Origin of the sequence: Streptomyces sp. NPDC059224 (assembly GCF_042754285.1) — a bacterium.
GTDB lineage: Bacteria > Actinomycetota > Actinomycetes > Streptomycetales > Streptomycetaceae > Streptomyces.
In genome coordinates this window covers 14,610-39,218 of sequence record NZ_JBHZAN010000010.1, presented here as the reverse complement: position 1 = coordinate 39,218, position 24,609 = coordinate 14,610, and the positions used below count along the sequence as shown (strand labels likewise).

The following is a 24,609-nucleotide window of genomic DNA, read 5'->3' as shown; positions in this document are numbered from 1 at the left end:
CTTCTGGTGAGCGCCTAGTTGGCGGCCGGGGAGCCGAAGTAGCGGGTGTTGGCGGCGGCGATGGCGTCCCAGTCGGCGCCGTGCGGGAAGCGGACCACGTCCCAGGTGGCGTCGAACAGCCGTTCCTCGGCGTCGGCGTCTCGCATCGCGTCAGCCTCGGCGTCCGGGCCGTCGACGAACACGGCGACGTTCGCGCCCGGCAGCCGGTAGACGAAGTCCGGTGCCGCGTTCGCCTCCGTCAGGAACACGTCCTTCTCGTCCGGAAGCCGCAGGCCGCGTGCCTTCGCCCAGCCCAGGAAGTCGCCCTGCGCGGCCAGTTCGGCCAGTGCGGACGCCGACGCCTCGACCGGCGTGGGATCAGCGGGGGACTCGGCCAGCAGCCGCCGGTACTGCTCCGACCGGGACTCCCCGCGTGACGCGCGGGCCGCCGCCGACGACGCGAACCGCACCAGCAGGGCGGCCACCGTGTGCCGGTCGATCTGGGCGTGGTCGAGCTGGTTGCCGTAGGTGAGGAGGCACTCGTAGCAGCCGCGCGCGCAGGCCCGTCCCGGGCGGTGTTCCTCGTCGCCCTCGTCCTTGCCGTCCGCCGAGAAGTGGCAGATCTCCAGGGCGCGGCAGGCCGCCTTGGCAACGGCGTCGTCCTCGGCCTGGAGGCGGCGCAGCACACCGGCGCCGCCCTCCGCCGCCTCCATGAAGAGGATGCGGCGCCTGGGGCCGTCGTCCGGCGGCAGCAGTTCGCTGGACAACTCGGCGTCCTCCAGCTCGAAGGCGGCCTCGATGCCCCGCTCCAGCGCGTACATCAGGGTGAGCGCGATCGGCTCGGGCAGTGCCTCGTCGAGGGTGACGACGAGGATGTTGCGGCGGTCCTCCACGAACGGGATGACCCGCTTCTTGCGGCGCCGCTCGTTGCCGTCCTCGTCGACCGGCGGCAGCTCACTGAAGTCGCCGACCGCCTCGGCCGCGTCCTTGTCCTTCATCCAGCGGCCGTCGGCCAGGTCCAGCCAGTAGCCCGGCGGCTCGTCCGTACGGGCGCGCACCCGGCCGGTGTTGGTGATGCGGACGGTCGCGGAGTCGCCGTAGGCGATCTGCGCCAGCTGCCCGTCCGGGTCGGCGATCGTCGCGTTGAGGCGGCCCTTGCGGATGCCGTGGTCGTGGAAGCGGTACGACGTCTCCAGCCGGAAACCGGCCCGGCGCCGCTCCTCCTCGTCCGAGGAGATCCGCTCCCGGCGGGTGGTGTACACGGTGTGCAGGTGCAGCAGGCCGTAGGTCGCGGCGCCGAGGGGCTCGTTGCAGAAGCCGCAGCGGTCCTCGCGTTCTTTGGGCTCGTGGTGGTAGCCGCAGTGCGCGCAGCGGCGGGCCTCGCCCGTGGTCAGTTCGCCGGAGGAGTCCGGCGGCAGCTGGATGCGGGTGACCTGGTAGCGGGCGCCCTCGTGGTAGATCAGCGCGCCGGGGCCGAACTCGCGGATGGCGAGGAAGCGGGGGCGCTGGAGGTAGTCGCCGTCGCCGCGGCGGCGGCCGATCGTCGGGATGTACGCGGCCAGCGGCAGGCGCGGGAAGCTGTAGCCGGGCAGGAAGCCCTCGGAGGCCAGGTAGCGGTAGGGGTTGAAGTCGGAGAGGACCGACTTGCTGTCGGCACTCTCGTTCATGAGGAGGTTGAGCTGTGTCTCGGCCTCGCGGCGGCGGGCGTTGGCGCGGATGCGGTCGCCCTCGGTGAGGCTGTAGTCCAGGCGCCGTTTGTTCTGGACGTACTGGTCGTCCAGCGCGGCCCGGAACAGGCTGCGCCAGCGGTCGAAGGCGCGGTCGAAGCGCTCGGCGACGGTCCGCACCTTGTCGTCGATCCAGTCGTCGTGCCACCACGTCGTGTCCGCGAAGTCCCCGAACAGCGGGCCGAGGACGCGCAGTGCCGCGTTCACCGTGCGCCGCTGGGCGCCGTCGTCGTGGGCCGCGTCCCGGATGTCCGGCAGCAGGTGCAGGGCCGGGTCCGGGCGGTCGCCGGAGTCCGGGTACGACACGTCGAGCACGTCGGGGACGGAACGGCCCAGGCGCAGGCCGGCCTCGGCGATCCAGATGCCCTGGAGGTGGGAGAGGACCAGGTCCTCGTTGGCCAGGTCCAGACGGGGCGGGGCCACCGCGCCCGCCACCATGCGCCAGGGCTGGCGGAAGTAGTACTGGTCGTGGCTGTTGCCCGTCGCGCAGTACGTCGTCACCAGCGCGGGCTGGCCGCTGCGGCCCGCGCGGCCCGAACGCTGGGCGTAGTTGGCGGGCGTGGGCGGCACGTTGCGCATCATCACCGCGTTGAGCTCGGAGATGTCGACGCCCAGCTCCATCGTGGGAGAGCAGTACAGGAGCTTCAGCTCCGCCTTGCGGAAGGCCTCCTCGCGCGCCTCGCGGTCCTCCGGGGACACCTGGGCGGTGTGCTCGCGGGCGTACAGGCCGGACAGGGCGTCGGCGGTCTCCCGGTACAGCTTGAGGAAGAACGTGTTGATGCGCGGGCCGTCACCGCTCTGGTAGGTGCGGGTCAGCGGGTCGTGCGCGCCCGACTCGCCCTTGCCGGCACGCCAGACGAGCGACTGGGCGGCCACCCGGTAGCCGGTCGTGGCGCCGGACGACGTCCGGCGGTAGCGGCCGGTGCGCTGCGGGGCGGCCTCCACCTCCTTCACCAGGCCCGCCTTGGTCAGCACCTTCAGCAGCTCGGCGATGATCAGCTGGAGGTCGTCCTGGTCCAGACCGTGGAAGGCACGGTCCGTGCGCCGCAGGTACTTGCCGTACTTGCCGCGCGCCGAGAGGAACAGGCTCGCACGGTCCGTGCCGGGCCGGGACGGGTGCGGGAAGGCGGTGCCGATCCGGGGCTTGTCCGCGGAGGAGAGCACCCACGGGTCCACCAGCCGCTCCTCGCTGGCGCGCTGGAGGGAGTCGAAGGTGTCGTCGCGGAAGTACGACACGTCGATGGCGAGGGAGCGGCGCATCTCGTCGAGCAGCGCCTTCATGACCTCGGCCCGCAGCGCCGGGTCGGCGTCCCGCAGCGCCTGGTGCGTGCCCTCCCAGCGGTCCTGCTTGGCGGCGACCCAGCCCAGGTCCTCGTAGTCGATCTCCAGCAGACCCGTCTGTTCCAGGTTGGGCATGGTGATGCGCCAGCCGCGCTCCAGGTCCAGGTAGAGCCGGAAGGCGATCACGTCCCGCAGCGTGCGGGCCGCGTTGCGGGCCAGCGACGGCGGCAGGTCGGCCTCGCCGGTGTAGTCGGCGGGTGCGACGGCGAGGGCGTTGGTCACCGCCGAGGCCAGTTCCTCGTGGTGCAGGCCGTCGTCGCCGGCGTCCAGCGCCGCCCGGTACAGGGCCCCGCGCAACTGGGTGATCTGCACGAAGTCGTTGAAGTGGCCCGCCTGGAGGGAGGCGTCCTGCCGGTTGTCGACGAAGGTGAGGAGCTTGCGCGCCTTCTTGTCGAGGGCCTCCTCCGGCACCGACTTCAGCGAGCGGACGATCGACGCCGAGACCAGCGAGGTCGCGGAGGAGCGGCCCTCCTGGTCCAGCGTCGCCAGCTTGGCGAAGTCCCGGCCGCGCGTCTGCTCGTACGCCACACCGCAGTGCAGGCAGAACAGGAACGGCGACGGGATGAACGCGGCCTTCAGCTCGCCCTGACCCTCGCGGCCGAACGTGTCGACGGTGACGGCCCTCGGCACCCGGTCGCGGTAGGCGCGCTTGACGACCTCCTGGCCCTTGTCGTCCAACTCCAGCCAGGATTCGGGCAGTCGGCGGTCGTCCACCGCGTACTGCACGTTGGACGGCCACTCGCGCTCGTGGTCGACGTAGAGGTAGCCGTCGCCCTGGCGGCCGCCGGTCGCCGAGGTGTCGCGGCGGGCCTCGTAGCGGACCTCGCCGTCCTTCTCCGTGCGCCACACGGTCAGGTACTCCTGGCCGCACTCCCGGCAGAAGGCCAGCGGCATCAGCAACTTGCCTCCGCTGCCGGGCTGTTCGAGCTGGTAGGAGCGGGTCAGGTGGCGGGAGGACTTGTCCTCCAGGGTGACGTAGACGGTGTCGCCCTTGGAGAGGAACTGGTGCAGGCGGAACGCGAACAGCGGCCGTTCGTTGCGCGGGTTGAGCGCCTGTGAGCCGGCCTCCAGGGTGGCGCGGATCGCCTTCGCGCACCTCTCCTCGTCGACGCCCGAGGTCTCGTGCAGCTCGCGTGCCGCGACCTCGATCTGGGTCGGCGGCCGACGTACGAGGCGTCCCGTGGCGTCGTCCGCGACGAGGCCGAAGCGGTCCTCGATCCAGCGGGCCAGCGGGTCGCGCGCCAGGTCGTCGTAGGCGCGCGGGGCCGGGGAGGTGAGGCGTTCGGCCGGTACGGTGGCGGGCGGCTCGCCGGTCGCCCGGACCAGGGTCTCGCCGATGACGTGCTCGGGACGGACCGTGGTGCCGAACAGCGTGCTCGCCACACCGGCGACCACCTGCCGCTGGTCCTCCAGCGTGCCCTCCGTCGACATGGTGGCCGACGTACCGATGCACTGCAGGTTCTCCGCCTGGCAGGCCTCGCGGACCCGGCGGATCAGCAGGGCGACGTCGGCGCCCTGGCGGCCGCGGTAGGTGTGCAGTTCGTCGAAGACCAGGAACTCCAGGCCCCGCGCCATCTTGATGAGGCTCGCCCGGTCGGCCGGGCGGGTCAGCATCAGCTCCAGCATCACGTAGTTGGTGAGCAGGATGTCCGGCGGGTTGTCGCGGATCTCCTTGCGTTTCTCGTCGTCCTCCTGACCCGTGTAGCGGGCGAAGGTGACCGGCTCACGGCCCGCGCCGTAGCCGTCGCGCAGGTACTTCTCCAGCTCCCGCAGCTGGCTGTTGGCGAGCGCGTTCATCGGATACACGATGATCGCCCGAACACGCTTCGGAGCGTCCGGGCCCTCCTCGTCGCGCTCGTGCAGCACCTTGTCGACGATCGGGACGATGTAGGAGAGCGACTTCCCGGAGCCGGTGCCGGTCGTCAGGACGTACGACGCCCCGGAGGCGGCGGCGTCGATGGCGTCGCGCTGGTGCCGGTGCAGGAGGAGCGGCCGGCCGTCGCAGACGCTGCCGCCCTCGGTCTTCTTGGCCTGGAAGATACGGGCGCACTCGGGGTGCAGCACCTTCTGCTGGGCGAGCTCGACCACCGTGCCGCCGCCCTGGAAGAACGGGTTCAGCGACAGCCAGGGGTTCGGCCACTGGGACTTGTCATCCAGGTCCTTCTCGACGTAGGCCTTGATGCGCTCGTCGCGGATGACGGTGCCGCCCTCGGTGAAGGAGCGGTAGTCGCGGATCAGATTCTGGTGGACCCCGAAGACGTCCATGCCGGCGCCGGAGCCGGTCACCGGGGCGGGCTGCCGCGGCGGAACGGTCACCGGGGCCGGGGCGGCCTCGCGCAGGGGGAGCGTCGGGTCCTGCTCGCTCCACGAGGGGACGAGGCAGGTCTCGTCCGCCGGTACGGCGAGGGGGAGCAGGGCGTCCCGTACGGTCACGGCGTCGGCGGGGCGGTTCGCCGGGTCCTTGGCCAGCAGCCGGTCGACGAGGCGGGCGAGTTCGGCGGGGACGTCGCCACGGATCGCGCGGACGGGGCTGGGCTCCTGGTGGACATGCCGCTCGGCGAGCTCGTACGCCGACTCGCTCGTGAACGGAGGAACACCGACCAGCATCTCGTACAGCACACAGCCCAGCGCGTACAGGTCGGCGGCCTGGGTCACCTGCTTGGCCTGGCACTGCTCAGGGGCCATGTAGCGGGCGGTGCCCACGCTGACGCCGGTGCTGGTCAGGCGGGTCTGGTCCGGGTCGTCGACGATGCTGCCCATGCCGAAGTCGAGCACCTTGACCGTGCCGCCCCGCGTGAGCATGACGTTGGCGGGCTTCAGGTCCCGGTGGACCACGCCCTTCGCGTGCGCGGCGGCGAGGCCGGCGGCGATCTGGGCCCCGATGGCGGCGGCCCAGGCGACCGGGAGCTGTGACTCCTCCTCGATGAGGTCGCGCAGCGACTCGCCGTCCAGGTACTCCATGGCGAGATAGGGCAGGTCGTCGCAGTCCGTGGCGATGCCGCCGGCGATGAGCCGGGTGAGGTTGGGGTGCTCCAGCAGGCGCATGATGTTCACTTCGCGGGCGAAGCGCTCCACGGCCTTGGTGTCGCCGCCGGTGTCGATCCGGCCTCCGGTGCGGCGACGCAGGATCGTCTTCACGGCGACGGTGCGCTCGGGCGAGCCCTCGGGAGCACGCAGGTCCTCGGCCCGGTGGACCTCCCCCATGTTGCCCCTGCCGATGACGCGCCCGATGCGGAATCTGCCGTCGACGAGCTCGTGGCTCACTGCCGCTCCTCTGCCTACTGCTCGCGTTCTCGCGGTTCCGGAACGGAACGCGCCCCCTGGTCTGCTGCCGCACGGCCCATCGTGTCAGAACGGACAGTGAGACAGCCGTCACAGTACACGAATCACTTTGTGCTGCACAGAGCATTCATACGTTGACATCGTCAACACGCCACCCTTAATCTCGCCGTGAAGCGAACGGGGGTGGGTGGCGTGCAGGATCGAGTCGCCGGTGAGGCGGGCGGGCCCGGCTTGAAGGTCGCGATCGGGGAGCTGCTGGCTCGACTGAGGCATGCGGCCGTGGACGGCGTCGTGCCGGAGTCGGCCTTCGCACGGCACGTGCGCCCCCTGGGGCTCGGCCAGGTCGAGCAGGACCGGCTGCGAAGTGAGCTGGCCCGACTGGGTCTGCATGTCCGTGACGCAGGTGTGCATGTAGACGCGGACTCGCCAGATGCGGAAAAGGTTGCAAGATTCCGTGAAGAAAATGTGTCGGCCCGTGTCGGGCGGGTGCGAGCGCTTCTGATGCGCTATGCGGACGCCGACGGATATGTGACGTCCCAGACGCTCGACGGAGTGATCCGGCTGGCCGGGCTGACCGCCCGTGAAGCGGACGAGCTTCGGTCCGGGGCAAGGGTGAGGGATGCCGAAACCGGGGCCGAAGAGCCCAACACAGCGGAGGTGGTCACGTCGCCGCCGGAGGGCGAACCGGAGGCGGCGGAGGGCGAACCGGAGGCGGCGGAGGGCGAACCGGGAACGGCGGAGAGTGGGCCGGGAGCGGCGGAGCAGGAGGTCCTGCCGGGAACCGGCGAATTCGCCGACGCCGTGGCGGCCGCCATGTTCGTGCTGCGCGTGGACCGCGTTCAGCCGCGGCCCGAGAGTCGCCTCCTCAGCGCGGCGGCCGAGGTCGGGCTGGCCGTACTCGTGCGCGGCGGTGCGGACCGCGTCGCACAGGAGCCCGAGGAGGCGGAACTGTGCGCGCTGCCGCCCGGCGATCTCAGGATCCGGGCCCGGGACTGCCTCGTCCTGCACAACCAGCGGCTGGTGCACGCGCTCGTCCGTTCCTACCTGGAGCAGGGGCTGGACTACGAAGACCTGTTCCAGGTAGGGGTGCTCGGACTGATGCGGGCGGCCCGCAAGTTCGACCCGACGATGGGCAACAAGTTCTCGACGTACGCGACCTGGTGGGTGCGGCAGCAGATCAGCCGGGCCATCGCGGACGAGGGCGCCCTCATCCGCGTCCCGGTCCATATGCACGAGCAGATGCGCAAGGTGGCGGCCGCGGAACGCACGCTCGCCGCGCAGGGTCGGCCTGCCGGGGCCGTCGACGTGGCGGTTCTCTGTGACCTGAGCGTGCAGAAGGTGGAGGAGATCCGAAAGCTGAGTCGGCGCACCGATTCGCTCGACCGGGTCATCGGCGACGGCACCACCCTCGGCGACTTCGTCGGGGAGCGCCAGGCTCTGCCGTCGGTGGAGCACGGTGTGGTGACCGCACTCCTGATGGAAGCCGTCATGGCGGTGGTGGACACCTTCCCCGAGCGCGACGCCCGGATCCTGGTCCGTCGTCTGAGCCTCGACGGCGACGAGCCCTCGACGCTCGACGAACTGGGGCGGGAGTTCGGCGTGACCCGCGAGCGCATCCGGCAGGTGGAGAGCAAGGCCCTCCCGGTGTTCAGGGCACGCCTGAGGACGGTCGGGGTCCTCGGCACGAACGAGGACGGGACCGCGCAGGATGCCGCGGAGGACGGAAAGCAGGCCCGGCCGACGAAACGACGTGCCCTTGGCAAGCCGCAGCCTGTCACCGCGGTGGACGAGTCGTCGTCCCGACCCGACGACAGCGCGCCCCAGGCCGACGAGCCGTCGTACGGGAACGACGAGAAGGCGGCCGCGGCGGTGGAGGACAGCCAGAGGGATGCGGGGACGGACACGCACGACGGTGCCATGGACCCCACGCCTCCGACCGCGGCCGTCGGGGACGCCGAGCGGGAAGATCCCGACGAGACCGAACAGCCCGAGCAGACCGAGCAGACCGGCCCGGTTGAGTCGGTGTCGCCCACCTCGGACTGGGAGAAGGCCTTGCGGCTGGGGGCGAGGTTCGAGGGCGGCATCGACTGGCTGGCTGAATACGCGCTGCTGGCGCTGGGACAGGAGCGGCTGGCGCTGATCCTCGGTCCCCGGGCCACAGCGGACGTCGTACGCGCCGCGCGGGAGCGCAGGATGCCGGACCGCCAGGTGCTCGCCGCTCTGGAAGTCCTGCAGCGCGTCTTCGACACGCTGAGAAGGGCCCGGCTCCGGCCCGAGGACTTCTTCGAGCGGCCGTGCGAGGCACTGGTCGGGCTGACCCCCTCGGCATACCTGGCCAGGAAGCCGCTGGTGAATTCGGAGTCCCGGCTCGCCGTGCGCGACGCACTGCGGGAGCTCGTCGCGGGCCTCCCGAGCCGACAAGAGCCCGAACAGCCACCGTCCGCGTCCGACGCTCACTCGGGCGGCGAGTCCGCGGGCGCCTCGGATCGTGAACCCGCGGTGCCGGAGGAGGCGTCGTCCAGCGATGGACGGTCCCTCCCACCCGGGCAGGCCGATGGGAGGGGGCAGGTCGAGACGGTCTCCCACCATGTCGCGCGTCCTGACGAGCCGGCGGCGAGCCATCACGTACCAGGGCACGATGAGGCGCTGGACGACGCGGGAGGCTCCCCGGCAGAGGACACCGCGCTGCCCGCTGAAGACCAGGGCGAGGCGGCAACGTCCGTCGCCGTCCAGAAAGAGGACCAGGGGAGCACTGGCGACGCGCGGATCGTCGCCGGGCTTCGCCGTGACCACGACGCCGAGCTGGAGCGTGTGCGGCTCGAACACCAGGAGCACCTCGCCCAGGAGCGCCGGGCGCGGCAGGCGGCCGACGACAGGGCCGCCGCGGCCGAGGCGGAGACCGCACGGCAGCTGGACGCTCTGGAGGAGACGCTGCTGCGCCGCGTGGACACCGCGCTGCTCCGTCAGGAGCGGCACCTTCGAGGACAGGCCGAGGAGAGACTCGCGCGCCTCAGAGAGGAACACCACGAGGCACAGCGGTCCACCGCCGAGCAAGCGGAACGCCTGGAGCAGCAGCTGATCCTCGCCACTCGGCACACCTCCCGCGACGATCAACAGGCGGCCATGTCGCGCCTGCGCGCGAGCCAGGCCGAGCAGCGGGCGGCCGAAGCGGACCAGCGGGCGGTGGAGGCCGACCGCCGCGCAACCCTCGCCGAGCAACGGGCGACCGAGGCCGAGCAACGCGCAACCCTCGCCGAGCAGCGATTGACCGAGGCCGAGCAGCGTGCGGCCCGTGCCGAGCAACGAGGGTACGAGGGCGACCGACGTCTGCGCAGGTACCGCGAGGAAGCCGAAGCCCGCTTGGAAGAACTCGAAGAGCGGCTGAGCCTGGTCGAAGCCGACCTGGACCAGCGCGGCCGTGCCCTCGCGGCAGCCCGCAGAGAGACGGCGCTGCAGGTCGACGCCGCCGAGCAGCGGGCTGCCCAGCGCATTGCCCAGGCCGAGCACGACGCCCTGACCCGCATCGCCGAACTGCAGGAGCAGCTCGCCGAGCGTGAAGCCGCGGCCGGCCGGGGGTCGTTCAGAGACCGCTGGCGTCGGTCCTGACCTCGCCCGCCACCCTGCCCTGCCCGCATTCCCAGAGGAACAGCATGGATCCCAGACAGGAACTCGTCGCCTACCTGCACAGACAGCTCGTCGGCCCGGTGGGGGGCGCCGAGGAGACGCTCGACGCCCCGCCGGACCGGCAGTACCTGATGGGCACCCTGTATCCCCAGGACGCCGATCTGCGGCGCCAGTTGGACCTGGCCGCCGAGGAACCGGACGGTGCCGGCACGGAGCGGGCGGCCGAGGACACCGCTCCCGCCGCCGACCCGGTTCCCGAGGTGAACTCCTGGCTGCCCTCCTCGCTCGGCCTCAGCTTCTACACCGACGCCACCACCGTGGAGATCCGCTGTTCCGGTGCCCGCTACGAGACCCGCTCCGGTACGAGCGAACGAGGCCGGAGCTGGCAGCGCATCCCGCTGCCGGCCGAGACGCACACCCTCGGCCCCGACCTCGTCGAGGTCACCGTCCTCGACACGCGTGCCGAACTCCGCATCAGGCGGCGCACGTTCGGAACCGGTCAGCTGGTGACCGTGGCGCTGGTCAACGCGGCCCGGCACGAACCGGCCCTCGGCAAGGCCGCCCACTGGGACCGCATGCTGTTCCAAGTGGAACTGGAGGCGCGTCCCGTCGACGGCAGGGTGCTCCAGTACCCGAGTGTCCGTCTCGCCAGCCGCGACCCGGAGGAGCAGGAACTGCGCCTGCAGTACCGGCACGTGCGCACCCACGCCGTCGGACACGGTTGCGCGGTCGAGGAGCGGTACGACGACACGGGAGAGCAGGTCACGACGCTGCGTGCGGCCGTCATGCCGGAGGCGGAAGTCACCGGTGTACGGGCAGCGGGACTCAGCGGCACCCCGGTGCTGAACCTCGGACACCTTGCCGACGCTGACGTCTCCATCGATCAGCTTCGTGAGGAACTCTGGGAGTTCGCCGCCGACTACCGTGCCTGGTACGTGGGGCAGTTGAACGCTGACATCCCCCAGTGGGGACGCGCCGCCGCAGACCGCGTCCTGGACCGTATCGCCGCCGCCGTCACCCGCATCGAGTCCGGCGTGCGCACCCTCTGCGATCCGTCCCGGCCCGAACTGCTGCGCGCCTTCCGCACCGCCAACCACGTCATGGCGCTTCAGATGCGCCACTCCGCCCCGGATCTGGCGGGAACGCGCCGGTCCCGCCGCGACGCCGTACCCCCGGACCCGGCACCGGCTCCGGACGCCGCCTGGCGCCCCTTCCAGCTGGCGTTCTTCCTGCTGGCCCTGGACGGAGTGGCCGACCCCCGGCACCGGGACCGGACCGTCACCGACCTGATCTGGTTCCCGACCGGCGGCGGCAAGACCGAGGCGTACCTGTTGCTCGCGGCCTTCACCATGGCACTGCGCAGACGCGAACCCGACGGCGGCGGCACAGCGGTCCTCAGCCGCTACACCCTGAGCCTGCTCACCACGCAACAGTTCCAGCGCGCGGCCACCACCGTCTGTGCCCTCGAAACCCTCCGCCGGGCGGACCCTGCCGTCTACGGTGAGGAGCCCTTCTCGATCGGCCTGTGGGTGGGCGAGACGACCACCCCGAACACGTACGAACGAGCCCGTGCGGCCTTCGACGACGTGCGCGCCGCCGCCCGGCCCGACGACGTGTTCATCCTCGACCGCTGCCCCTGGTGCGGCACCCGCGTCCTGCCCGCCCACAAGTCACCCGACATCGGTGACTACGGCGTGCGCGCCGGAGCGGACTCCTTCGCCTTCTTCTGCCCGCGCGAGGAGTGCGTCTTCCACGACGAGCTGCCCGTCGCCGTGGTGGACGAGCACCTGTACGACCGGCCGCCCACGTTCGTCCTCGGCACCGTCGACAAGTTCGCCCGACTGGCATGGGAACCCCGCGCCGGACGGCTCTTCGCGGCGGGCGGCACGCAGCTGCCGCCGTCCCTCGTCATCCAGGACGAGCTGCACCTGCTCACCGGCCCTCTCGGTACCACCGTCGGCTTGTACGAGTCCGCCGTGCTGGGGCTGTGCACCAGGGCCGACGGCATCGGACCCAAGGTCGTGGCGTCGACAGCCACCATCCGCCGCTCAGGGGAACAGATCCGCGCCCTCTACGGCGGTGGCGTCCAGCTCTTCCCGCCCGCCGGGCTCGACGCCCGCCACTCGTACTTCGCGGAACCGGACACCTCCCGGCCCGGCCGCCGCTACCTCGGCGTCATGGCCCAGGGACACACGGCGGGCCGCGCCGCCGTCGCCGTGGCCGCCGCCCTGCTGCAGGGCGCGTGGGAGCTACCCGAAGAACACCGGGACGCCTACTGGACGCTCGTCGCCTACCACCACAGCCTGCGCGAACTCGGCCGGACCGTCACCGCCGCGGCCGATGACATTCCCGCCCAGCTCGCCGGACTTGATTCCGGTACGGGGACGAGGAAGTTGGCGGATCACCAAGTGCAGGAGCTGACCAGCAACCTGCCCCGTGCGGAACAACCCGTCCTGCTCGACCGGCTGGAGAGGCCGTGGGGCGATCCGGAGTCGGTGTCCTTCCTGCCCTGCACCAACATGCTGTCCGTCGGCGTCGACGTGAAGCGGCTGGCACTGATGCTCATGCAGGGACAGCCGAAGACGACGGCCGAGTACATCCAGGCCACCAGCCGTGTCGGCCGGCATGCCGTCCCCGGCCTCGTCGTCACCTTCTTCAACGCCACCAGGCCGCGGGACCGTTCGCACTACGAGACCTTCGACGTGTACCACCGCTCGCTGTACCGGCATGTCGAACCGACCAGTGTCACTCCGTGGTCCGTGCCCTCGCGGCGCCGTGCCCTGCACGCCGCTCTCGTCATCCTCGTCCGGCACCGCCTCGGCCTCGCCGCGGAGAACCAGGCGGGGGCGATCCTGCACCACCTGCCCGATGCGGAGGCCCTCGTGGCGGAACTGGCGGCGCGAGCCGAGGCCTGCGAACCCGCAGCGGGCGACGCCGTCCGCAAGGAACTTTCTGACCTCCTCGCCGAGTGGGAGGAAGCAGCGCGCACAGCACGCAAGGACGGCCGCGAGCTGTACTACCGCAGTCAGGGCAAAGGCCAGTCCAACCTCATCAAGAGCTTCGAGCAGAGATACGGCCTGTGGGAGACGGCCAACTCGATGCGCAACGTCGACCGGGAATGCCAGGTGATGGTGAAGGGAGCCGACCTGTGAGCCGCACACTGCGGGTACGCCAGTCCCAGACGGTGGTGCCCTTCGGGGTCGGAGCCGTCTTCGACATCCAGGGCGAGTCGTTCGTCGCGACCGGAATCGGCGACTGGCCGAGCCGCGGCAGGCAGCGGGTCGACTCGCCCCGGCTGGCCTCCCGGCTCGGGGTGACCGGTTTCTACGCCGCCCCGGCGACGGCCAACGACCGGTTCGACACGCCGGACGCGCCCGGGGCGCCGTACATCCGCTTCCCGTCCTGGCTTTTCTGCGGCTCCTGTCGGCGCATGACCAGGTGGCGTATCGCGGACGAGAAGCCCGGGCGTCCGCCGCGCTGCCCGTCCTGCTCGCCGGGGCGGGCACTCGCGCCCATGCGGTTCGTGCAGATCTGCCAGGCCGGACACCTCAGCGACGTCGACTGGTGGTTCTGGGCCCACTCCCGGCAGGACGCGGGCGAGCGCCGGCAGTGCGGCGACCGCGACAAGCTGCGCTTCCTGGTCTCCGAACGCGCCTCAGGACTCGAAGCGCTCTCCGTGGCCTGCACCGCCAAGGGCTGCGGAGCGGCCCGGGACCTGCTCGACATCCTCGGTACGCACGGCATGCGCTGCTCAGGACGCAACCCCTGGCAGCGGGCGAGCGAGGCCGTGGAGTGCGAGATGCCGGTGCAGGTGGTGCAGCGCACCGCGGGAAACCTGTACTACCCGATCGTGTATTCGGCGCTCGACATCCCCGAGACCGACGCACCGGCCGTCACCGACGAGGCGCTCGCCGCACGGGTACGCGGGCACGATCTGTGGGTGTCGCTGTGCAGAGGGGCTGACTCGCCGCGGGCCGGGGTCTTCCGCTCGATGATCCAGGAGGACACCGGCGCCGACGACCAACTCCTCGACGCCCTCCTCGCGGAGGAGACGGGCCGGCCCGTTTCCTCCGCGACCTCCACCGGGACCGGTACTCCCGACCGCCCCGACCTGAGCCGGGAGGAATGGGCGGCCTTCACCGCTCCGACGCCGCCGGCCACCCGCGACTTCGCACTGCGCGAGACCACGCTCGGTCTGGCCGGCGAGACCGCGGCCCCCTGGGCGGGCCTCAGCCGCCGGTTCGGCCGGATCGTCCTCGCCGACCGGCTCCGGGAGGTACGCGCCCTGTCGGGCTTCACCCGGGTGTCTCCGGACGCCACCGTCGTCCCCGCCGACACCGCGCGGCGCCTGAGATGGCTGCCCGCCGTGGAGGTCTTCGGAGAGGGCATCTTCCTCACCCTGGACAAGAGCGAACTCGCCGCCTGGGAAGCGGACACCCGGGTCCGACGCCGGATCTCCGGCATGCGAGCCGACCTCGACCGCTCCTTCCAGAAGGACCGTCTGGAGACCTTGACCGGTCCTGAGCTGTCCCCGCGATTCGTACTCCTGCACACCCTCGCGCACCTGCTGATCCGCCAGCTCTCCTTCGAATCCGGCTACACGACGGCGAGCCTGCGTGAACGTGTCTACGCGCGCCCTGAGCAGGATCAGTACGGCATCCTCGTCTACACGGCCGCAGGAGACGCGGAGGGAACCCTCGGCGGTCTCGTCCGGCAGGGTGAACCGCCCCGACTCGCCGAGACCCTGCTCCGGATGACGGAGGCCGCGGCCTGGTGCTCGGCCGACCCGCTCTGCGCCGAGCACACCGGCCAGGGCTTCGGCAACCTCAACCGTGCGGCCTGCCACGCCTGCGCGCTGCTCCCCGAGACCAGCTGTGAGACCGGGAACACCCTCCTGGACCGCGCCCTGGTCGTCGGCGGTGAACGGGTGCCCGGCTACCTGGAGTCCATCGTCACCGCGGCCCGCGCCGTGGCCGCCGACGCCGTGGAGGAGATGTGACCGTCACCTATCTCGACCTTACCGATGAGCAGCGCTCCTGCCTCGACGATCTGCCCTTCGACGGCAACCACCTCGTCAGCGGTCCGCCGGGAAGCGGCAAGAGCCTCCTGGCGGCCCAGCGAGCCGTCATGCTCGCCCTGACCGGAACGCCGGTGGTCCTGCTGACCTATTCCAATCTCCTGCACCAGGCACTGGCCGGAGCCGTCCACGCGCTGGGTCCCGCGGACCGGAGCGTGCGGGTGCGGACCGTGCACGCCTGGCTCACCGAGTGGTACGGCGGGAAACCGCCCAGCGGTCCGGACGGGTGGTTCGACTGGGCCGCCCTGTACGAGCGGGCCGCGGCGGCCGACCCGCCGCCCGGACCCACCCTCGTCGTGGACGAAGGCCAGGACCTGCCGCCGGAGTTCTACCGCCTGTGCCGACTGCTCGGGGCCCGCACGACGGTGTACGCGGACGAGTGCCAGCGTCTGACCGACACCAACTCCACACTCGCGGAGATCACCGAGCGCCTGGGCCACTGCGCGCGCCACGAACTCGACGGCAACCACCGCAACACCCGGCAGATCGCGTCCTTCGCGGCCCACTTCCACACCGGAACCGGTCTGCCTCCGATCCCCGAACGGGACGGCCCGCCCGCACGACTGCACCGCCTTCCGCAGCGCGGGGCCGCCGACCTGGTGATGCTGCTCGCCAAGCAGCGCCCGCAGGACACCATCGGCGTGATAGCCCACTCCAAGCACACGCAGTTCTCGCTGCTCGGCACACTGCAGAACAAGGCACCCAGGCTCAAACCGCAGCTCTACACCTCCGACGCCTGGAAGGGAGGCGGCCGCTACCACCGCCTGGACCTCGGCCGTCCCGGCGTCGTCCTGGTCCATCGGAGAAGCGCCAAGGGCCTCGGCTTCGACACCGTCGTCATCCCCGACGCGCACACCGACGCCGCCACTGATCCGACCTCGGCCGCGCTGCGCATGGAGTACTACGTCATGGCCACGCGAGCCCGACGCGAGCTGCATCTCGCCTACGAGGGCGCATCCGAGCCGCCGCTGTTGGCGCAGGTAGGGTCGAGCGAGTTGCTGCGTGGCTGACCGGCGGGGAACGCCACGGCGTTGCGGACTGAGCCGGTCGGGTCCGCCGCGAGCAGGCCGGGCCTCCAAAGTGGTCCCACGCGTCATCGGGGTGGTCCCGAAACGCCTGTAGGCATCCATTTTCTGTGACGTGACCTTGGTGTTGAGGTCGCCGCTCTGGGCACGAGCCCGAGTTTGGAGGACGGTGCAAGGACGCAACCCTTTGGGGAGGTCCCCTGCGTGATTACGACTGTATCGTCAGTGGGCAAGTCCCCCCTCGGACACTCGCAACTCGCCATAGCGATACGCAGATGAGGGCCTCGACCTGTTGGTCGTGGCCGTCCTGCGTGTTCGTAACTGATGGTGATCCCGCTTCGTAGTGCGGGCTCTTCTTCTCTGCGTCGACGGCCTGTACGCGTTGTGCGATGTCTCCGAGTCTCTCAGTGATCTCCCGGATCTGGTCGGCGCTGACTCGCACTCCTCGACCATTTTGCGGGCCGAGTCTGCTGCGGGGTGAGCGTCTCGGCCGCGTTCGGTGCCGTGCTGGCCTGAGTGAGGGCGGTGAGGGTGGCGCCGAGCCGGTCGGGGGCGAAGGCTTTCGCGATCCACCGGTCCAGAGCCCGGCAGACCACGTCCTCCCGGAGGCAGACGGTCCGGGGGTGGTTCGGTCCGGGGTGGAGGGACTGTTCCTGTTCCTTGAACTCGCAGCGGTAGTAGACGGTGTTGCGCATCGTCGCGGGCCGCATCTTGCGCGGCGCCGGTCACGCGGGCGAGCCGCCGCACCACGTGCGGGAGCCAGGCCACGTCCTTCCGGGAACCGGGCGCCATCAGCGGCCCTCGGACCGACGCAGCCCGACCCGCCGGGACAGCCAGACCAGCAGCTCGAAGAGCACCACTACCACCGGCAGGGCCCACGCGGCGATGTCGATCCCGCCGTAGTCCGTCTCGGCCGGCTCCGGCGCCGTCCAGCCGTGCGGGTCGACGAGCACGTCCTTGGTCTGCCCGACTTCCATCGGCCCGTCGCAGGAGTCGTTGTCCAGCTCGGCGTGGTCGAGCGGCTTGCCGTCCACCCGCCCCAGAAGGCAGGTGTACTCCGGCCCGTGCTTGCCCTGGTACGTCTTCACCGAGGTGACCCGCACCTCCACCCGCTGTCCTTGGTGCGCCATCACCTCCGCTTGCAGTACCGGCCCCGGCCCGGACAGTGCGGCGATCCCGACGATCACCCCGCCGACGATCAACCACCCGTTCGGCGCGGCGGTGATCAGCAGCGAGAGAGTCGCGATCAGCGTCAGGGTCCCGAGCACCAGTCCGAGCCCGCTCCAGTCCGGATTGGCGGACAGTAACGACAGCCCGATGATCACCGGCGGACCGAAAAACGCCATCGTGGTGAGGCGGCGGACCTGCCGGGACGAGGCGGCGGTGGCTGCGCGAGGCACGGCGTCAGTGTGACGAACGGGGGCGTCAGGCTGAAGAGCGGGGTCCGTTACTACAGTCGTCGCTCTCGATGAGTACCTGTGATCCGAGCGATGTGGCGTGCCTGGCGCACCGGCCAGGTGTGTCCAGCACTCGGCGGTGTCGATGTGGACGCCGAGGGTCGCTGCGGACGTCGACGCCGTGGGCGAGGCCGGGTTGGCTCTCCCGGAGGCGTTGGACGGGTTCGGCTTGTTGCACGACAGATCATGATGCCGTCCGCGTCCGGGCGCTCGAAGACACCGGAGTTGTCGGTGAGCGCGGCCTGAGGAATCGGTCGATCAGGGCCACCACCTGGGTGGATGACCAATCGGCACCCGCATCCTCCGGTCCTTGCGACTTCCGTACTGGCCCATACGAATGATTCACCGGCGCCGCAGGGTGAACGATGGCACTGTGTGTCCCAAGTCGGCGGCCGGGCAGCCGCTCGTGACCATACGTTGACTCATGTGCCGCTGAGCTACGCCTTTGTGAACCTGAAGCCCGGAGTGGGAAAGACGACCAGCGCGGTCTGGTTGGCCCACGCACTTCACGAGTCGGGCTTCCCACCGCTACTGGTCGACAGCGACCCCGCCTCCTCCGCGCTGCGCTGGAGCGAATTGGCAGGTGGCTTTCCGTTTCCTGTGGTCGCTCTTCCGGTGGGCGATGTGCACCGGCGCGTGAACGACTTCCTGGGCGACCGGCAGGCCGTCGTGTTCGACGCTCCGCAGCTGGAGGACCACGCGCACATCGCCCGCAGCATCATGAGGTACGCAAGCGAATGGATCGTGCCGGTGACTCCAGCTCCCATCGAACTGGATCGCATGGCGCCCATCGGTGGTGAGATGGGCGACGTACAGTCCCTGCGCGTCGAGCCGGCCCGCGCTGCCGTTCTGCTGAACCGGACGAATCGTGCCGACGCCACGCGTACCGGTCCCGATGCCGACGCCCGCGAAGCCCTCACCGAGCGGGGATTCGACGTGTTGTCCACGCACATTCCGCGGCTCGACCTGTACGCCCAGTCATTCGGAAGTCCAGTGGAAGTCAAAGCCTCGGCCTACATGGACCTCGCAGACGAACTCATCAAGCGACAGGACAAGGCATGAATCAGCGGAAGGACACCTACCGAGCCGCATTGCAGCGCGGACCGGACGCCGTCGTACCGCGTCCCGTCACAGTCACTCAGCTGCACACCCGGTACGTGCGGGTGACCATCGAGCTCGACTCCGGCTTGCCGCGTGACCTCGTACGATGGGCAGGGTCAACGGTGTCCGTGATGATGCGGGCCGGCGCCGCTGCCCTGCGACCCCCGAGAAGCGCCCCGTAAGCCGGGTGACGCAGGCGTGCACCGGCCTCCGCCCGCCCACCGGCATGCCGGCGCCGGGTGATCTCGCTGGATTGCGGAGGCCCGGACATTCGCGCCCGCCGGATGCCGGTTCTCATGGGGGACAGCGAGGGCACCCGGCGGATCTTGGAGCTTGAGCCGCCGCTGCGCGAGTACGAGCGCACCGGCAGCGATCAACTCGCCCCTCGGACACAGAACGGAATCGCCCCGTGGCGCCTTCGCCGGCGCAGGGGATCGCAACACCCGCTGACGGCCTTCGGCCAGGGCGGGTGTCCGTCGTTTCGGCGCCTTCGCGCGCCCTCGGGATCGCCCGCACCGTGCCCGGCACCCACCCCCCGGAAATTGACGCGACGTGCCGGGCCGGCGCCTGGGAGCATGACCGGATCTCACCCGCACCGAAGGGAATCGCTGTGGTCCGGGCCGTCACCCTGATTCGTTCCAGCTCCTTGTCCGACGTCGCCGAGTACGCGTACGCGGCCACCGCACCCGCCGCGGCACGGCTGGTCTTCCTCGCCGGGGCGTGCCCGCTGAACGAGGACGGGTCCACGGCGGCGGTCGGGGACTACGCGGGGCAGGCGGCGAAGGCCTTCGAGAACATGCGGACCGCGCTGAGCGAGGCCGGCGCATCGGTCGAGGACGTCATCAGCACCCGCGTGCTCGTCGCGTCGAGCAGCCAGGACGATCTGGTGGCCGCCTGGAAGGTGGTCCGGGACGGGTTCGGCGATCACGACGTCCCCAGCACCCTGTTCGGCGTCACCGTGCTCGGCTACGACGACCAGCTCGTCGAGATCGAAGCGGTCGCCGCCGTGCTCGACCCGCCCGCCTCCGAAAACCGGTGGCCCACGAACGAGGGGCGCGGTTAGCCGCGCGGCCGTGGACATCAGAGAACTGGACCGCCACGCCCTCGCCACCATGGCAGCGGTGACCGCGCGGATCGGCCCGGATCAACTCCGTCTTCCGACGCCGTGTGCCGACTGGACGCTGCACGGCCTGCTCCGTCACCAGGTGAGCGAGAACCTCGGCTTCGCGGCCGCCGCGGGCGGCGTCACCGGTGACCTGCGGGCCTGGGACCAGGGCACCCTGGGCGAGGATCCGCACCAGGCGTTCCTCGACTCGGCCGCCGCCATGACGAGCGCGTTCACCGAGGACGTCCTGGACCGACCGCTCCGGATCAGGGAGTTCGGGTTCTTCCCCGGCCGGGTCGCGCTCGGTATGCACGTGCTCGACTGCGTGGTCCACGGCTGGGACGTCGCCCAGGCCATCGGTGTCGCCTACGATCCGGACGCCGACCTGGTCCAGCACTCACTCAAGGTCGCGGCGCTGATCCCGGCCGGTGCGCCGTCCGACGACCGGCCGAGGACCGCGTTCGCCCCGGTGGTCGAGATCTCCGTGGGCTCTTCCGGCCTGGAGCGGCTGCTCGGACTCGTCGGCCGTCGTCAGGCCTGGCGGGCGTAGGACGCGAGGCGGTCGGCGAACTCGGCGACCAGGCGGCGGAGTTCGGCCGGGCTCTCGACCACGAACGGCCGGTCGAGGGAGGCGAGCACCGGAGGCAGCCAGTCGAGCCGCTCCGCCCGCACCTCGACGCGCCGCCAGCGCTCGGCCGCCCGCTCCTGGTCCGCCGCCGGCTCGTCCTCCCGAAGGACCGCGACGCCGGCGGGGAGGCGGGCGCGGATCTGCTCGACGGTCCCGTGGATGCGCAGGGTCACCTCGTGCCGGTAGCCGGCCGTGGCGAACCCGGACAGCAGGCGCTGCGCCGGACCGGGGCCCGTGGGAGCCTCGAAGGAACCGGGCAGGATCCTCGCGTCCGCGATGCGGTCCAGCCGGAAGGTCCGGTCCTCGCCGATCCCAGGGTCGTGGCCCGTGACGTACCACCGGCCCGAGTGGGCGACGATCCCGTACGCGTGCAGCGTGCGGTCGCCTCGCCGTCCGTCGCGGCCGGTGTGGCGCAGCGCGACCGGCCGGCGGTGGCGCACCGCGTCGGCGAGGGTGAGCAGGACGGCGGCGTCCGGGGTGTCGAAGTCGCCGGGCCGCTCCGTGAACGCGACTGCCTCCAGGAGGGCGTCGAGCCGACGGGTGAGGTGCCTGGGCAGCACCCGCCGGATCTTCGCCGACGCCGTCTCGTTCGCCGTGCGCTCCGCCGTCGTCAACCCCGCCCGGCGGCCGAGGAGCAGGCCGAGCAGTACGGCCAGCGCCTCGTCGTCGCTGAGCATGAGCGGCGGCAGGCGGTACCCGGGGGCGAGCCGGTACCCGCCGTAGCGGCCGCGTACCGATTCCACCGGCACGTCCAGGTCGGTCAGCTGGCCGACGTACCGCCGCACGGTGCGTCCTTCGACGCCGAGCCGGTCGGCGAGTTCGGCCACGGTGCGGGTGCCGCCCGACTGGAGCAGCTCCAGGAGGGTCAGCACGCGGCCGGTGGGACGAGACATGGTCCCAACCTAACGCGAATACCGGACCGATTCTGTCCGCTATCTCTCCTAGCCTGCGCAGTGCCCTTCTGGAACACAGCCAAGGAGATGTCCCATGGACTTCGTCTCGATCCGCATCATCACCGGCGACGTCGCGCGCCTCGTCGAGTTCTACGAGCGGGCCACGGGGGTGCGGGCCACGTGGGCCACCGAGGACTTCGCCGAACTCACGACCGCGGGCGCGACCCTCGCGATCGCCGGTACCCGCACGGTCCCGCTGTTCGCCCCCGGCTCCGCCCGCCCGGCGGACAACCACAGCGTGATCACCGAGTTCCTCGTCGACGACGTGGACCGCGTCCACCGCGACCTCACCGCTTTCGTCGCCGACTTCGTCAGCGAGCCGACCACCATGCCCTGGGGCAACCGGTCGCTGCTGTTCCGTGATCCCGACGGTAACCTCGTCAACTTCTTCACCCCCGTCACCCCGGCTGCCAGGGAGAAGTTCGCGCGCTGACGTCACCCGCCGCGGCGGGCCGTGTCCGAAGTGCTCCCAGGGTCTTCGAAATGTCCCTTATGGTGTGCCTCGGGTCGTGTGTCGGCAGACGGAACGGAGTGCGGGCCGTGGCGTGCGCGGAGCCGGATCCGGAGTCCGGCCGATGGTCCTGGGCGCCACTGCCGGCGGTGTGCGCCGGGTATTTCATGGTGATCCTGGACGTGACGGCCATCAACGTCGCCGTGCCGGTGATCGGCCGGCAGCTGAAAGCCTCGCTCACCGGCATCCAGTGGATCACCGACGGGTACACCCTGGTCTTCGCCGGGTTCCTGCTGACCGGTGGCGCGCTGGGTGACCGGCTGGGCAACCGCCGGGTCTTCTGCTGGGGCGTGGCGGTGTTCACGCTGTCCTCCGCCGCGTGCGCGCTCGCGGTGAGCGCCCCGTTCCTGGTCGCGGCCCGGCTGGCGGAGGGGCTCGGCGCGGCTCTGATCGTGCCCGGTTCCCTGGCTCTGCTCCGGCAGGCCTACCCGGCGCCGGCCGCACGCTCGCGGGCCTTCGGGCTGTGGGGTTCGATGGCGGGCATCGCGGCCGCCGCCGGTCCGCTGCTGGGCGGGCTGCTCGTCACCACGCTGGGGTGGCGCTGGGTGTTCCTGATCAACCTGCCCGTCGGCGTGGCCTGCCTGGTGCTGACGTTACGTCATGTGGCGCGCTCGCCCCGCCGCGCCGACCGGGCGCTGGACTGGCCGGCGCAGTGCGCGGTGGTGGCGGCCGCGGCGCTGCTGACCGCGGCGCTCAACGAGGCCGGACGGCGGGGCTGGTCCGATCCGGCGGTGCTCGGCGGGGTGGGCCTGGCCGTACTGGCCGGGGCGGCGTTCGCGGTACGCGAGCGGCTGGCCCGCTCTCCCGTCCTGCCGCCGGGCCTGCTGCGGTCCCGCGCGATGAGCGGGGGCGCCGTGATCGGTCTGCTGTTCAACTTCGGCTTCTACGGCATGCTGTTCACGGCCAGCCTGGAATTCCAGCACCAGCGCGGCCTCGGCGCCCTCGGCACCGGTCTCGCGCTGTTCCCGGCGGTGGTGATGACCATGTTCGCCTCCGTCCTGTCCGGGCGGCTGACCCGCCGTACCGGCGACCGTCCGCTGGTGGTCTCCGGCATGCTCCTGGCCGCCCTGGGGCTGGCCGGCTGGGCCGCGGCGGGAGCCGACCCCGGCTACCCGCTGCTGGTCGCCCCGATGACGGCCGCGGGATTCGGCACCTCCTTCGCCCTCACCGGTTCGACCGCCACCGTGATGGGCGCCGTGCCCCCGGCGTACTCGGGTGCCGCCTCCGCCCTGTTCAACACCGCCCGTCAGATCGGCAGCGCCACCGGCGTCGCGCTCGGCGGCAGCCTGCTGGCCACGGCCACCGACTACGGCACCGGGCTCCGCGCCAGCATGGCCGTCGGCGCGCTCGCCTACCTGGCCGCCGCGGTCCTCGCCTGGCGGTGCGTACCGGTGCCGCCGAAACGGGCCTGAGAAGCGGATCCCCTGGGCGCTTTCGCACGGGAGAGTGCGTCATCCGTGATTTGCGTATCTGGACCGGTAAATTGCGGCACTTGCGCCAGGTATTTCTTTACTCCCTCTACGACGGGATCGGCTTCCCCACCTCGACCGACACCCTGCTCAAGGACAACACGGTCAGCACACCCGGCCGCAACGGCATCGTGATCTCACCGCCGTTCTGCCCCGCGCCCACCGGCTCCGCGACCATCACCGGCAACACGGTCGCCGGGCTCGGCGCCGGTGCCACCGCCTTGGTCGACAACTTGGCCGGGTTCCTGGCCGCGCTGAGCGACAACCACTGGCCGCCGGCCGCCCCCGAGGGTCCCTGCGGCGGCACTCCGGCGGCCGCACCCGGCACGGTGCAGGCGGAGGACTGCGACACCGGCGGCCAGGGCATGGCCTGCCACGTCACGTGCGTCAACGGCAACGCCGACTCCTACCGGGCCGAGGGTGTGGACCTGGACAACCCCTCGGACACCGGCGGCGGGCAGACCTGGACCGCCGTGACCACCCAGGTGACGCTGCCCGCCGGCCGGCAGACCGTCACCCTCGACCAGGACACCGGCGGGTGGAACATCGGCCACCTCGGTTTCACCACCGGCGCCGGCTCGCCGTCGCCCACTCCGACCGCGTCGCCCGGATCGCTGCCCTTCGCCGGCCGGACGGCGAACACGGCCAGCGCCCCGCGTCCCGTCACCGTCACCAGCTCCGGCACCGCGTCCGCCTCGATCACCGGCGTCCCCGTCGGCGGTGACTTCGCCCGGACCAGCACCTGCGGCACCACGCTGGCGGCGACCGGCCCGGCAGCCCCACCACGGTGGCCCTGTCCGGTACCGGCACCGACACCACCGGGACCGACCTCGCGGCGGGCAGGCCCACCGGCGCGACCGGCCACACCGACGCCCATCCCTCGTCGAACGTGACGGACGGCAACCGGTCCACTTACTGGGGAAGCGCGAACAACGCGTTCCGCAGGGGGTCCAGGCCGGCCTGGGCGCGGCCCGGAGCGACTCCCGCGTGGTCCTGCGACTGCCCGCGGGCTGGGGCGCCACTTCCGTGTCACCGTCACGGCCAACGACACCTGGCCCGCGGGCCAGGTGTCCGAGTTCCAGATCTGGAACGTCTGGCCCCGCCCGCACGGGGGCGCCGCCGGGGGCCTCGTCCGGCGGCGCTGCGGCCTGCCCTGACCCAACGCGGCACATGGGATCTTGCGAGCTTCATTTTTATTGTTGCAAAGTTCTGTCGAGTTATTGCGCGATGATGTCGGCGATATTACGGTCCCCCTTGCGCCCTCACCACCCCCCACCATCCCCCGCGTCCCCCGTGTCCCGCTGTGTGCCGGACCGCGCCGATCGCCTGC

Annotated in this window: 15 protein-coding genes; 10 read left to right on the top strand and 5 right to left on the bottom strand. The window is 71.3% G+C overall.

The features are described 5' to 3' along the window. Nucleotides 1-14 precede the first annotated feature (14 nt). Nucleotides 15-6,311, bottom strand: a complete 6,297-nt coding sequence (locus ACFXI4_RS12495) for a protein kinase (protein ID WP_384989832.1) — start codon at nucleotides 6,309-6,311, stop codon at nucleotides 15-17. Nucleotides 6,312-6,419: 108 nt separating this feature from the next. Next, the gene (locus ACFXI4_RS12490) at nucleotides 6,420-6,719 is read right to left on the bottom strand and encodes a hypothetical protein (RefSeq protein WP_384989831.1); all 300 of its coding nucleotides are present in this window, start codon (nucleotides 6,717-6,719) and stop codon (nucleotides 6,420-6,422) included. A 111-nt stretch (nucleotides 6,720-6,830) separates the two neighbouring features. Between ACFXI4_RS12490 and ACFXI4_RS12485 the strand changes: the two genes are divergently transcribed. The 4 genes from ACFXI4_RS12485 to ACFXI4_RS12470 are packed head-to-tail and all read left to right on the top strand — an operon-like array spanning nucleotide 6,831 to nucleotide 16,040. Beyond that, nucleotides 6,831-9,935, top strand: a complete 3,105-nt coding sequence (locus tag ACFXI4_RS12485; protein ID WP_384989830.1) for a sigma-70 family RNA polymerase sigma factor — start codon at nucleotides 6,831-6,833, stop codon at nucleotides 9,933-9,935. A gap of 44 nt (nucleotides 9,936-9,979) precedes the next feature. Further along, a complete protein-coding gene (locus tag ACFXI4_RS12480; RefSeq protein ID WP_384989829.1) occupies nucleotides 9,980-13,105 on the top strand; it encodes a helicase-related protein in 3,126 nt (1,041 codons plus the stop codon). After that, nucleotides 13,102-14,952, top strand: a complete 1,851-nt coding sequence (gene drmB, locus ACFXI4_RS12475) for a DrmB family protein (protein WP_384989828.1) — start codon at nucleotides 13,102-13,104, stop codon at nucleotides 14,950-14,952. The genes ACFXI4_RS12480 and drmB overlap by 4 nt, the downstream gene beginning before the upstream one ends. Beyond that, nucleotides 14,949-16,040, top strand: a complete 1,092-nt coding sequence (locus tag ACFXI4_RS12470; protein ID WP_384989827.1) for a DNA helicase — start codon at nucleotides 14,949-14,951, stop codon at nucleotides 16,038-16,040. The genes drmB and ACFXI4_RS12470 overlap by 4 nt, the downstream gene beginning before the upstream one ends. A gap of 419 nt (nucleotides 16,041-16,459) precedes the next feature. Here the strand turns inward: ACFXI4_RS12470 and ACFXI4_RS12465 are convergent, their stop codons facing one another. Both ACFXI4_RS12465 and ACFXI4_RS12460 read right to left on the bottom strand, forming a co-directional pair. Beyond that, nucleotides 16,460-16,750: a hypothetical protein gene (locus ACFXI4_RS12465; protein WP_384989826.1), complete on the bottom strand. Its 291-nt coding sequence runs from the start codon at nucleotides 16,748-16,750 to the stop codon at nucleotides 16,460-16,462. A gap of 96 nt (nucleotides 16,751-16,846) precedes the next feature. Beyond that, complete coding sequence (locus tag ACFXI4_RS12460) at nucleotides 16,847-17,455, bottom strand: hypothetical protein (RefSeq protein WP_384989824.1); 609 nt, start codon at nucleotides 17,453-17,455, stop codon at nucleotides 16,847-16,849. Between the two features lie 483 nt (nucleotides 17,456-17,938). Here ACFXI4_RS12460 and ACFXI4_RS12455 point away from each other — a divergent pair, with 483 nt between their 5' ends. The 3 genes from ACFXI4_RS12455 to ACFXI4_RS12445 all read left to right on the top strand — a co-directional run bounded on the left by ACFXI4_RS12455 (nucleotide 17,939) and on the right by ACFXI4_RS12445 (nucleotide 20,268). Further along, nucleotides 17,939-18,574: a ParA family protein gene (locus ACFXI4_RS12455; RefSeq protein ID WP_362724166.1), complete on the top strand. Its 636-nt coding sequence runs from the start codon at nucleotides 17,939-17,941 to the stop codon at nucleotides 18,572-18,574. Between the two features lie 649 nt (nucleotides 18,575-19,223). Further along, nucleotides 19,224-19,676 carry a RidA family protein gene (locus ACFXI4_RS12450; protein ID WP_384989822.1) on the top strand — a complete coding sequence of 151 codons (453 nt, stop codon included), beginning with the start codon at nucleotides 19,224-19,226 and terminating at the stop codon, nucleotides 19,674-19,676. 10 nt (nucleotides 19,677-19,686) lie between these two features. Further along, the gene (locus tag ACFXI4_RS12445; protein WP_384989820.1) at nucleotides 19,687-20,268 is read left to right on the top strand and encodes a TIGR03086 family metal-binding protein; all 582 of its coding nucleotides are present in this window, start codon (nucleotides 19,687-19,689) and stop codon (nucleotides 20,266-20,268) included. On the opposite strand, the gene ACFXI4_RS12440 is transcribed toward ACFXI4_RS12445, so the two are convergent. After that, the gene (locus ACFXI4_RS12440; protein WP_384989819.1) at nucleotides 20,250-21,239 is read right to left on the bottom strand and encodes a helix-turn-helix transcriptional regulator; all 990 of its coding nucleotides are present in this window, start codon (nucleotides 21,237-21,239) and stop codon (nucleotides 20,250-20,252) included. The genes ACFXI4_RS12445 and ACFXI4_RS12440 overlap by 19 nt on opposite strands. Before the next feature lie 94 nt (nucleotides 21,240-21,333). Between ACFXI4_RS12440 and ACFXI4_RS12435 the strand changes: the two genes are divergently transcribed. From ACFXI4_RS12435 to ACFXI4_RS12425, 3 genes are all read left to right on the top strand, one after another. Then, the gene (locus ACFXI4_RS12435; RefSeq protein ID WP_362724177.1) at nucleotides 21,334-21,732 is read left to right on the top strand and encodes a VOC family protein; all 399 of its coding nucleotides are present in this window, start codon (nucleotides 21,334-21,336) and stop codon (nucleotides 21,730-21,732) included. Nucleotides 21,733-21,839: 107 nt separating this feature from the next. Next, complete coding sequence (locus ACFXI4_RS12430; RefSeq protein ID WP_384989817.1) at nucleotides 21,840-23,222, top strand: MFS transporter; 1,383 nt, start codon at nucleotides 21,840-21,842, stop codon at nucleotides 23,220-23,222. 80 nt (nucleotides 23,223-23,302) lie between these two features. Next, nucleotides 23,303-24,172: a hypothetical protein gene (locus tag ACFXI4_RS12425; RefSeq protein ID WP_384989815.1), complete on the top strand. Its 870-nt coding sequence runs from the start codon at nucleotides 23,303-23,305 to the stop codon at nucleotides 24,170-24,172. The last annotated feature ends 437 nt before the right edge of the window (nucleotides 24,173-24,609 follow it).

Bases quoted from the DNA above. Each gene is read 5' to 3' on its own strand.
- ACFXI4_RS12490 (WP_384989831.1), bottom strand. From the start codon at position 6,719: ATGCAGACCCAGTCGGGCCAGCTCACTTCGCAGCCGGTCCTGCTCGAC.
- ACFXI4_RS12485 (WP_384989830.1), top strand. From the start codon at position 6,831: ATGCGCTATGCGGACGCCGACGGATATGTGACGTCCCAGACGCTCGAC.
- ACFXI4_RS12480 (WP_384989829.1), top strand. From the start codon at position 9,980: ATGGATCCCAGACAGGAACTCGTCGCCTACCTGCACAGACAGCTCGTC.
- ACFXI4_RS12465 (WP_384989826.1), bottom strand. From the start codon at position 16,750: ATGCGCAACACCGTCTACTACCGCTGCGAGTTCAAGGAACAGGAACAG.
- ACFXI4_RS12440 (WP_384989819.1), bottom strand. From the start codon at position 21,239: ATGTCTCGTCCCACCGGCCGCGTGCTGACCCTCCTGGAGCTGCTCCAG.
- ACFXI4_RS12435 (WP_362724177.1), top strand. From the start codon at position 21,334: ATGGACTTCGTCTCGATCCGCATCATCACCGGCGACGTCGCGCGCCTC.